The sequence below is a fragment of the Methylobacterium oxalidis genome (assembly GCF_007992195.1).
Lineage (GTDB): Bacteria > Pseudomonadota > Alphaproteobacteria > Rhizobiales > Beijerinckiaceae > Methylobacterium > Methylobacterium oxalidis.
Window position 1 is genome coordinate 1 of the sequence record NZ_BJZU01000057.1, and the last position, 9,615, is coordinate 9,615.

General features: G+C 73.0%; 11 protein-coding genes and 1 pseudogene. 6 read left to right on the forward strand and 6 right to left on the reverse strand.

The features are described from left to right. Positions 1 to 161 precede the first annotated feature (161 nt). Positions 162 to 635 carry a nuclear transport factor 2 family protein gene (locus MOX02_RS14740; RefSeq protein ID WP_147026552.1) on the forward strand — a complete coding sequence of 158 codons (474 nt, stop codon included), beginning with the start codon at positions 162 to 164 and terminating at the stop codon, positions 633 to 635. Positions 636 to 651: 16 nt separating this feature from the next. Continuing rightward, positions 652 to 1,218: a TetR family transcriptional regulator gene (locus MOX02_RS14745; RefSeq protein WP_147026553.1), complete on the forward strand. Its 567-nt coding sequence runs from the start codon at positions 652 to 654 to the stop codon at positions 1,216 to 1,218. On the opposite strand, the gene cobT is transcribed toward MOX02_RS14745, so the two are convergent. From cobT to MOX02_RS14765, 4 genes are all read right to left on the reverse strand, one after another. Next, positions 1,215 to 3,122, reverse strand: a complete 1,908-nt coding sequence (gene cobT / locus MOX02_RS14750) for a cobaltochelatase subunit CobT (RefSeq protein WP_147026554.1) — start codon at positions 3,120 to 3,122, stop codon at positions 1,215 to 1,217. The two genes, MOX02_RS14745 and cobT, sit on opposite strands and share 4 nt — an antisense overlap. A 4-nt stretch (positions 3,123 to 3,126) precedes the next feature. Next, the gene (locus tag MOX02_RS14755) at positions 3,127 to 3,636 is read right to left on the reverse strand and encodes a DUF29 domain-containing protein (RefSeq protein ID WP_244948440.1); all 510 of its coding nucleotides are present in this window, start codon (positions 3,634 to 3,636) and stop codon (positions 3,127 to 3,129) included. A 6-nt stretch (positions 3,637 to 3,642) separates the two neighbouring features. Next, on the reverse strand, positions 3,643 to 4,626 hold the full coding sequence (gene cobS, locus MOX02_RS14760; RefSeq protein ID WP_147026555.1) for a cobaltochelatase subunit CobS: 984 nt from the start codon (positions 4,624 to 4,626) through the stop codon (positions 3,643 to 3,645). 240 nt (positions 4,627 to 4,866) lie between these two features. Further along, a complete protein-coding gene (locus tag MOX02_RS14765; RefSeq protein WP_147026556.1) occupies positions 4,867 to 5,487 on the reverse strand; it encodes a J domain-containing protein in 621 nt (206 codons plus the stop codon). A 122-nt stretch (positions 5,488 to 5,609) separates the two neighbouring features. On the opposite strand from MOX02_RS14765, the gene MOX02_RS14770 reads away from it, so the two are divergent. Together MOX02_RS14770 and arfB are read left to right on the forward strand one after the other, a co-directional pair. Continuing rightward, positions 5,610 to 5,894: a BolA family protein gene (locus tag MOX02_RS14770; protein ID WP_147026557.1), complete on the forward strand. Its 285-nt coding sequence runs from the start codon at positions 5,610 to 5,612 to the stop codon at positions 5,892 to 5,894. Positions 5,895 to 5,932: 38 nt separating this feature from the next. After that, on the forward strand, positions 5,933 to 6,364 hold the full coding sequence (gene arfB / locus MOX02_RS14775) for an alternative ribosome rescue aminoacyl-tRNA hydrolase ArfB (RefSeq protein WP_147026558.1): 432 nt from the start codon (positions 5,933 to 5,935) through the stop codon (positions 6,362 to 6,364). A 12-nt stretch (positions 6,365 to 6,376) separates the two neighbouring features. Here arfB and MOX02_RS14780 read toward each other — a convergent pair whose 3' ends face one another. Both MOX02_RS14780 and MOX02_RS14785 read right to left on the reverse strand, forming a co-directional pair. Further along, on the reverse strand, positions 6,377 to 7,129 hold the full coding sequence (locus MOX02_RS14780) for a YoaK family protein (RefSeq protein ID WP_147026559.1): 753 nt from the start codon (positions 7,127 to 7,129) through the stop codon (positions 6,377 to 6,379). Positions 7,130 to 7,242: 113 nt separating this feature from the next. Next, positions 7,243 to 8,190, reverse strand: coding sequence for a class I SAM-dependent DNA methyltransferase (locus tag MOX02_RS14785; protein WP_147026560.1), 948 nt, complete (start codon positions 8,188 to 8,190; stop codon positions 7,243 to 7,245). A 60-nt stretch (positions 8,191 to 8,250) separates the two neighbouring features. Here MOX02_RS14785 and MOX02_RS14790 point away from each other — a divergent pair, with 60 nt between their 5' ends. Then, a complete protein-coding gene (locus tag MOX02_RS14790) occupies positions 8,251 to 9,300 on the forward strand; it encodes a ligase-associated DNA damage response exonuclease (RefSeq protein ID WP_147026561.1) in 1,050 nt (349 codons plus the stop codon). Continuing rightward, positions 9,297 to 9,615 (forward strand): annotated as a pseudogene (locus MOX02_RS14795) (ATP-dependent DNA ligase); the annotation flags it as partial. The gene MOX02_RS14790 and the pseudogene MOX02_RS14795, both read left to right, overlap by 4 nt.

The following is a 9,615-nucleotide window of genomic DNA, read 5'->3' on the forward strand; positions in this document are numbered from 1 at the left end:
CGGGAGAGGTGGGCCCCGGCTCCGCCGGCGCTCACCTGAAACGATCCGTCGCGGGTTCTCTCCCGTACCGCAGAGGCGGGAGCCGGGCCTTGACGCCGCCGAACGCATTCTTTACCGATCGGTACACACAGTTCCGATCGGTAAGCCACACGAGGCGATCCATGTCCGAGACGCGACCCCCGCTCCCGCCCTTCACCCGCGAGACCGCCATCCGGAAGGTCCGCGCCGCCGAGGATGCCTGGAACGGGCGCGATCCCGAGCGGGTCTCGCTCGCCTACACGGTCGACAGCCGCTGGCGGAACCGGGCGGAGATCTTCGAGGGGCGCCCGGCGATCGTGGCGTTCCTGACGCGCAAGTGGCAGCGCGAGCACGAGTACCGGCTGATCAAGGAGATCTGGGCGCACGCCGACGACCGCATCGCCGTGCGCTTCGCCTACGAGTTCCACGACGAGGCGGGCGCCTGGTTCCGCGCCTACGGCAACGAGAACTGGGAGTTCGACGGCAACGGCCTGATGCGCGTGCGGCACGCCAGCATCAACGACCTCGCGATCCGCGAGTCCGACCGGGTGTTTCGCTGGGACCGGTCCGGCCCGCGCCCGGCCGACCATCCCGGCCTGACCGAGCTCGGCCTCTGAGGCGCCGAGGCTTCCCGTGGCCCGCACCGTCAACGAGCGCCCCGACGCGGTCGCCGCCCTCGCCGAGGTTTTTCGCGAGTACGGCTACGAGGGCGCGAGCCTGTCGGTGATCGCGGCCCGCACCGGCCTCGGCAAGGGCAGCCTCTACCACTTCTTCCCCGGGGGGAAGGAGGAGATGGCGGGGGCGGTGCTCGCCGAGATCGAGGGCTGGTTCGAGCGGGCCGTCTACGCGCCCTTGCGCGAGGAGGCCGACGCGCCGGCCGCGATCCGCCGGATGTTCCGGGAGACGGACGCCTATTTCCGCTCGGGCCGGCGGGTCTGCCTCGTCGGGGCCTTCGCCCTCGGCGAGGTGCGCGACCGCTTCGCCGCCCGCATCGACGGCTACTTCGCCGCCTGGCGCGACGCCCTGGCGGGCGCCCTCCGACGGGCAGGGCACGGCGAGCCGGAGGAGGCCGCCGAGCACGTGGTCTCGGCGATCCAGGGCGCCCTCGTCCTCGCCCGGGCGGTGGACGACCCGGCCGTGTTCGTGCGGGCGCTCCGACGCCTCGAGACCGGGCTCGGCCTGCCGGCGCCGGGCGCCTAGCGGCGCCCGGCGGCGGCGCGGATCGGGGCCCGGACGGGTGCCGGCGCCCCGTCCTCCTCGAACAGCTCCGCGAGCTTCTCGGTCATGGCGCCGCCGAGCTCCTCGGCGTCGATGATGGTGACGGCGCGCCGGTAGTAGCGCGTCACGTCGTGGCCGATGCCGATGGCGAGGAGCTCCACGGGCGAGCGCGTCTCGATGTCCTCGATCATCCAGCGCAGGTGCCGCTCGAGGTAGTTGCCGGCGTTGACCGAGAGGGTCGAGTCGTCGACCGGCGCGCCGTCCGAGATCACCATCAGGATCTTGCGCTGCTCGGGCCGGGCGAGCAGGCGCTTGTGCGCCCAGTCGAGGGCCTCCCCGTCGATGTTCTCCTTGAGGAGCCCCTCGCGCATCATCAGGCCGAGGTTCTTGCGCGCGCGCCGCCAGGGCGCGTCGGCGGCCTTGTAGACGATGTGGCGCAGGTCGTTGAGGCGCCCCGGCGAGGCGGGCTTTCCGGTCGCGAGCCAGGCCTCGCGGGACTGGCCGCCCTTCCAGGCGCGGGTGGTGAAGCCGAGGATCTCGACCTTCACGCCGCAGCGCTCCAGCGTGCGCGCCAGGATGTCGGCGCAGGTGGCCGCCACGGTGATCGGTCGCCCGCGCATCGAGCCCGAATTGTCGAGGAGCAGGGTGACGACCGTGTCGCGGAAGTTCGTGTCCTTCTCCTGCTTGAAGGAGAGGGGCTGGAACGGGTCGATCACCACGCGCACGAGGCGGGCCGGATCGAGCTGGCCCTCCTCCAGGTCGAAGTCCCAGGCGCGGTTCTGCTGGGCGAGCAGGCGCCGCTGCAGGCGGTTGGCGAGGCGGCCGACGACGCCCTGCAGGTGGGCGAGCTGTTTGTCGAGGTAGGTGCGCAGCCGCGCGAGCTCGTCCGCGTCGCAGAGTTCCTCGGCGTGGATGATCTCGTCGAAGCGCGGGTTGAACACCTTGTAGTCGGGGCCCCGCTGCTCGTTCGCGCGCTGGCTCGGCGGCCGCCAGGATTCGGAGGCCTCCTCCGAGTCGGCGTCCTCCGAATCCTCGGGCATCTCGCCGGACGGCGCGTCGGCGGATTCGGTGGCGCCCTCCTCGATGTCGTCGGAGGCCTCCTCCGTCGTCTGGACCTCGGCCCGGTCGCCCTGGCTCTGTTCCTCGGCCTCGCCCTCCTGGGGGCTCTGCTCCTCGTCCTGGGCCTCGTTCTTGTCCTCGTTCTCCTCGTCCTCCGGGTCGAACGGGGTCTCGTCGGCCATGTCGAGGGAGGAGAGGAGGTCGCGCACCGAGCGGGCGAAGGCGCGCTGGTTCTCGAGCGAGCCGATGAGGCCGTCGAGGTCCTTGCCGGCCTTGTCCTCGATATGGTCGCGCCAGAGCTCGACGATCTTGCGGGCGGCGGGGGGCGGGGCCTGCCCGGTCAGGCGCTCGCGCACCATCAGGGCGACCGCGTCCTCCATCGGTGCGTCGGCCCGGTCGGTGATCTGCTCGTACTTGCCGCCGCGGTGGTAGCGGTCCTCCAGCATCGCCGTGATGTTGCTGGCGACGCCCGCCATCCGGCGCGAGCCGATCGCCTCGACGCGGGCCTGCTCCACGGCGTCGTAGACGGCGCGGGCGGCGGAGCTCTCGGGCGCCAGGCGCCGGTGCACGGCCGCGTCGTGGCAGCCGAGGCGCAGGGCCATCGCGTCGGCGTTGCCGCGCAGCACCGCCACGTCCGCGGCCGAGAGCTTGCGCGGCGGCTCGGGCAGGCGCGCCTTGTCGCCGGTGAGCGCCGGCCGGTCGGTGGCGTAGGTGACCTCGACCTCGGAGCGCCGCGCGATGGCGCGCAGGCACCCGGCGACCGAGCGCTTCAGGGGTTCGGCGACGGGCTCGCGGCGCTCGCCGGGCTTGCGGTTCGAGATGGACACGCGGCTACTGCTTCACCGAATCGAGGTCGAAGGGGCGCTCGAGGATGTCGTCCCAGGTGTAGGGACACTCCGCGGGCAGGGATCTCGGCGCCCGTTTCATCTGTCGGGCGGCGCCGAGGCGAGCCAGCCGGAAGGCATCGAGGCGCACCTCGTCGAGGCTCGACTTGAGGCCCGGGCTCTTCCGCATCTGGATCAGAGCCCGCTCGCGATGCTCGGCGATGCTGAGAGCCCAGCTCCGGCTGCGCCGTTCGGGCTGATGATCCCATTTCAGCATATGAAGAAGGATGATCTCGACGGCGCTCTGAAGCCGGTAATACTCGCTCAGGCCCACGTCGCTCAGCTCCTCGGCGATGTTGTCGAGGTCAAGCAGCGCCACCTCACCGGCGCGGAGCAGGGCGACCTGCTCCTGCACCCAGGTGTAGAGGTCGTCCGCGTGGCGCGTGCGGCCGTCGGCGGAGGGGGCCGCCGGGGCGTCCTCGCGCGTCGGGGCCGGGTGCGCCATCGCGTCCTCCATGCCGGCTCAGCTGAGCGCGACGTTGACGGCGCTCTCCGGCAGCTCCTTGCCGAAGGCGCGCTGGTAGAACTCGGCCACCAGCGGCCGCTCCAGCTCGTCGCACTTGTTGAGGAAGGTGACCCGGAAGGCGAAGCCGATGTCGCGGAAGATGTCGGCGTTCTCCGCCCAGGTGATCACCGTGCGCGGGCTCATCACGGTCGAGAGGTCGCCGTTCATGAAGGCGTTGCGGGTCAGGTCCGCCACGCGCACCATCCGGTTGACCGTGTCGCGGCCCTGCTCGCCCCGGTAGTGGGTCGCCTTGGACAGGACGATGTCCACCTCGCGGTCGTGCGGCAGGTAGTTGAGCGTCGTCACGATCGACCAGCGGTCCATCTGGCCCTGGTTGATCTGCTGCGTGCCGTGGTAGAGGCCCGACGTGTCGCCGAGGCCCACCGTGTTGGCGGTGGCGAACAGCCGGAAGGCCGGGTGGGGGCGGATCACCCGCTTCTGGTCGAGGAGCGTCAGGCGGCCCGAGACCTCCAGCACGCGCTGGATCACGAACATCACGTCCGGGCGGCCGGCATCGTACTCGTCGAAGACGAGCGCGACGTTGTTCTGCAGCGCCCAGGGCAGGATGCCGTCCTGGAAGGCGGTGACCTGCTTGCCGTCCTGCAGGACGATCGCGTCCTTGCCGACGAGGTCGATGCGCGAGACGTGGCTGTCGAGGTTGATCCGCACGCAGGGCCAGTTCAGGCGCGCGGCGACCTGCTCCACGTGGGTCGACTTGCCGGTGCCGTGGTAGCCCGTGATCATCACGCGGCGGTTGCGCGCGAAGCCCGCCAGGATCGCCAGCGTGGTCTCCCGGTCGAAGATGTAGTCCGGGTCGAGATCCGGGACGTGCTCCTCGGCCTCCGAGAAGGCGGGCACCTTGAGGTCGATGTCGATGCCGAAGACCTCGCGCACGGAAACGGTCCGGTCGGGCAGCGAGGCGGGCGTGTCGTCAGAAAGCATACGGGACCTCGTCGGGGCGGGCGCCCGCGCCACGCGCGGAGCCTCGCGGATGTCTCACGGCTCGAGCCCGCCGCCCTCTCGCGGCAGACGGGCCCGGCCCTCCTTAATCGCCGGCGCCGCGCGACGCCACCGGGCTTGCGAGCCCGGCATATAGGGTGTCGCGCGCCGTTTGGCGCCTCCCCCGCGCGCAGGGCAGGCCCCGGGACGGGCTCGCCGCGTGCATCCTTCGTGCCGGACGCCTCAGCAGAGCCCGGCCGCCCGCAGGGTGTCGTGGGCCCGGATGATGTCGCGCAGGCGCTCCTCGAAGGAGCGGTCGCCGCCGTTGGCGTCCGGGTGGAAGCGCTTCACCAGCACCTTGTACTGCGCCTTGATGGCGGCCGGATCCGCGGTCTCGTCGAGGCCGAGCACGTCGAGGGCCCGGCGCACGGCGCCCGAGAGGCGCGGGCGCTGCGGCTCCGCCTTGGCGCGGCGGGCGGTCTCGCCGACGCCCTCCGCCCGCAGGATGCCCAGCGGGTCGACGTAGGCCCAGTCCCGCGGCGGCTCGGTCTTGCGCTTCGTGCCCGCGGCGGCGCCGTTCGCGCCCATCGCCCAGGTCGGCCGGTGCCCGATGATCGCGTCCTTCTGGTAGGCCTGGACGGCGGCGTCGTTCATCCCGTCGAAGTAGTTGTAGGCGGCGTTGTAGGCGCGCACGTGGTCGATGCAGAAGCGCCAGTACTGCCCTTCCGCCTTGCGGCCCTTGGGCGCCCGGTAGAGGCCCGGATGCGTGCAGCCGGGGGTGTCGCAGGCGGGCTCGGCCGACTTCGGCTCGTCGCAGGACGGCTTGATGCGGATGCTGTCGAACAGGCGCGAGTTGAGATCCATGGCAGGGCGATTATGAGGGGGCGGACCGGAGACACAAGGGCGGCGGGCCTGATGACGCATGCGGACATCGGGGCTTGACGCGCCGCCCGAGCGCACGAGTCGCTCCGGAGCGGGAGAGTGGTATGCCTGAGGGCGGCACGCTGAGGGACTGGATCGCCGCGACGCTCGCCGCGGAGCTCGCGCCGACGCATCTCGACGTGGTGGACGAGTCCCACCTCCACGCCGGCCACGCGGGCTGGCGCGAATCGGGCGAGACCCATTTCCGCCTCGACGTGGTCTCGGCGGCGTTCGAGGGGAAGAGCCGGGTGGAGCGCCACCGGCTCGTCAACGGTCTTCTGGACGGCGCGTTCAAGCGCGGCCTGCACGCGCTGGCGGTGCGGGCGCGCACCCCCGCCGAGGCGGCCTAGGACGAGGCCGTTCCGGGCGCTGTTTCCATGCACGAGAGATGGTGATCGTGGCGCTCCAGTGCACCCCCCACATCGCCATCGACGAGGCGGAACTGGAGGAGAGCTTCGTGCGCGCCTCCGGCCCCGGCGGGCAGAACGTCAACAAGCTCTCCACCGCCGTGCAGCTGCGCTTCGACGTGCGCCGCTCGGCCTCGCTGCCCGACGCGGTGGCGGTGCGCCTGATGCGGCTGGCCGGGCGGCGGCTGACGGGCGACGGCGTCCTCGTCATCACGGCCCAGCGCTTCCGCACGCAGGAGCGCAACCGGGCCGACGCCCGCGAGCGCCTCGCCGCGATGGTGGCGGAGGCGGCGGTGCCGCCGACCCCGCGCCGGGCCACGCGGCCCACCCTCGCCTCGAAGAAGCGCCGCCTGGAGGAGAAGACGCGCCGCGGCGCGGTCAAGCGCCTGCGCGGGAGCGGGTCGGAGGAGTAATCTCGCCCTGGGTCAGGCCTCCGTGACGGCGTGGAGGAGCTTGGCGGTCGGCGCTGCGTCCGGCGCCGGGGAGTTGCCGGCGATCAGGTGGCTGCCGGGCCTCGCGAGGGCGAGGCCCGTCGCGATCACGGCCAGCACCGCCGCCAGCACCGCCGGGAACAGGAAGGCGCTCTCGCCGTAGCGCATCTGCAGGGCGCCCCCCACCACGGCGCCGGTGCTCAGCGCTCCCCAGAGCGGGGCCTGGATCCAGAAGGACGGGTTCGGCTTGTGCAGGATCAGGTTGGCGAGCCCCGTGCCGAACCGGACCACGGCGCCCGTCACGTAGGTCAGCGCGATGCTGTTGCCGTTGGCGTCTTGGAGCGTCGCGTTCTGCAGGCCGAGGGCCAGCACGATCGGGTAGGCGTGCAGCGGGAACGAGAAGGTGCCCCAGGGGCTGACCAGCCCGACCGCCAGGAGCGCCGCCTCGATCGAGAGCAGGACCGGCAGGCGCCAGGGCCCGACCGCGGCCGCGATCAGCGTGCCGAGGAAGGCGCCGAAGCAGAAGACGAGGATCGTCGTGCAGACGCGGGCGACGTTCTCCCAGTCGGAGGTCGCCACCGAGACGCCGAAGCGGGTGGTGTTGCCCGACATGAAGGACATGAAGAGCTGGGAGTATTCGAGGAAGCCGATCGAGTCCGCGCAGCCCGCGAGCCCCGCGAGCGCGAGGGCCAGGGGAACGCGCGTCTTCGCGCTCGCCGGAAACGACTTGTCCTCGACCTGTGCCATCGATCCCCCCGCCTGCGCCGCCCCCCTTACGGGCGGCGTCTCCCCGAACGGCCAGGCCGCTTAACCGGCGAAGCTCGGCTGGGTTGCGGCGCGTCGGCGGATTCCGGGCCTTCTCACGCAACCGTGTCCGGGAGCCCGAGCACGACGACGCGGCCGGGCACGCCCCGGCCGTTCTGGCGGCGGATCGCGCCCTCGGCGAAGTGCCGGGGCGCGAGGCCCGCCGCCGCGGCCGCCGCCAGCACCTCCGCGTCGGAATGGGCGTAGCGCCCGTCCTCGCCGATCGTGACGCCCGGGCCGCCGTGCGACTGCACCGTGAAGGCGCAGAGGCCCGCCGGCGCGAGGGCCCGGGCGACGGCGGCGAGGACCGGCCGCAGGTCGCCGAGGTAGATGAAGACGTCGGCCGCCACCGCGAGGTCGAGCGAGCCCGGCTCCGTCCCGGCGAGCGCGTCCGCCAGGTCGCCCGAGACGAGGCCGTGGTAGAGGCCGCGCCGCTCGGCCCGCGCCAGCATCCGGGGCGAGAGGTCGACGCCGTCGAGGCGGCCGACGCGGCCGGCGAGCGCGGCGCCCATCAGGCCCGTGCCGCAGCCGAGGTCGAGCGCGCGCGCGAAGCGTCGCTCCGGGCCGGCCACGGCGTCGAGGGCCGCCCGCAGCATCTCGGGGCCGCGATAGCCGAGGTCGCCCACGAGGTGGCGCTCGAAGCGCGCGGCGTAGCCGTCGAACAGGGCCCGCACGTAGGCCGGGGAGATCGCCGCGAGCCGGTCCCCGACGCCGAGCTGCGCGAGGCGCAGCCGGCTGCCGAGCCGGTCCTCGGGGTCGAGGTCGAGGGCGTTGGCGTAGGCGCCGAGCGCGCCCTGCAGGTCGGCGGGCGACCGGCTCGCGGCGTGCAGCGCCTCCCGCGCCCGGCCGAGCAGCAGCCAGGCCGGGGCGAAGCGCGGCGCGAGGTCGAGGGCCTGCTCGGCCATCTCGGCGGCGCCGCGCGCGTCGCCCTCCGCCAGGCAGGCCTCGGCGTAGGCGTAGCGGCGGTCGGCGAGGAGGTCGCCGGAGGAGTGCTGGGAGGGCATGGGTGGGCCGGGGATGCGATGCGGTGCCGGTGCGGTCCCGCGCCCTATATCACCGCCCCGATGCCGTTACGCGCCAGCGATCTCCTCACCCTCACCCGCGAAGGGCTCTACTGCCCGCTCGGCCGCTTCCACGTCGACCCGACCTGGCCGGTGCCCCGCGCGCTGATCACCCACGGCCACGCCGACCACGCCCGCTCGGGCCACGGCAGCGTGCTCGCCACGCCCGAGACCCTGCGGATCATGGCCGTGCGCTACGGCGAGGATTTCTGCGGCACCCGGCAGGAGGCGCGGCTCGGGGAGCCGATCCGCGTCGGCGGCGTCACGGTGCGCTTCGCGCCCGCCGGCCACGTGCTCGGCTCAGCCCAGATCGCGATCGAGGCCGAGGGCGTGCGCGTCGTCGTCTCGGGCGACTACAAGCGGGCGCGCGACCCGACCTGCCTACCCTTCGAGGTGGTGCCCTGCGACGTGTTCATCACCGAGGCGACCTTCGGCCTGCCCGTCTTCCGGATGCCCGACACGGGCGGCGAGGTCGCCAAGCTCCTCGAATCCGTGGCCCTGTTCCCGGAGCGCGCCCACATCGTCGGCGCCTACGCGCTGGGCAAGGCGCAGCGCGTGATGGCGCTGCTGCGGGAGGCGGGCTACGACCGGCCGATCTACCTGCACGGCGCCATGGAGCGGCTGACCAAGCTCTACAAGCGCGAGGGCATCGCCCTCGGGGAGACCCCGAAGGTGGTGGCGGCCGAGCGGGGCGGGCTGCACGGCGCGATCGTGCTCTGCCCGCCCTCCGCGATCCAGGACCTGTGGTCGCGCAAGTTCCCCGACCCCGTCACCGCCTTCGCCTCGGGCTGGATGCGGGTGCGGGCGCGCGCCCGCCAGAAGGGCGTCGAGCTGCCCCTCGTCATCTCCGACCATTCCGACTGGCCGGACCTGTGCCGCACCATCCGGGAGACCGGCGCCGAGGAGGTCTGGGTGACGCACGGGCAGGAGGACGCCCTCGTCCACTGGTGCGGCCTGCAGGGCATCCGGGCCAAGCCCCTGCACCTCCTTGGCTACGGCGACGACGACGCCGAGGCGGCCCCCGCGCCCGAGGCCGCGGAGGCGCAGGCGTGAACGACTTCGCCCATCTCCTCGACCGCCTCGCCTACGAGCCGCGCCGCAACGCCAAGCTGCGCCTCCTGCAGGATTACTTCTCGCACACGCCCGACCCCGAGCGCGGCTACGCGCTCGCCGCCATGACCGGCGGCCTGACCTTCCGGGAGGCGAAGCCCGCCCTCATCCGCGGCCTCGCGGAGGAGCGGGTCGACCCGACGCTGTTCCGCCTCTCGCACAACTACGTCGGCGACCTCGCCGAGACGGTCTCCCTGATCTGGCCCGCCCCCGGCGGGGAATCGGGCGCGGGTCCCCTCTCCCGTCCGGGAGAGGGAC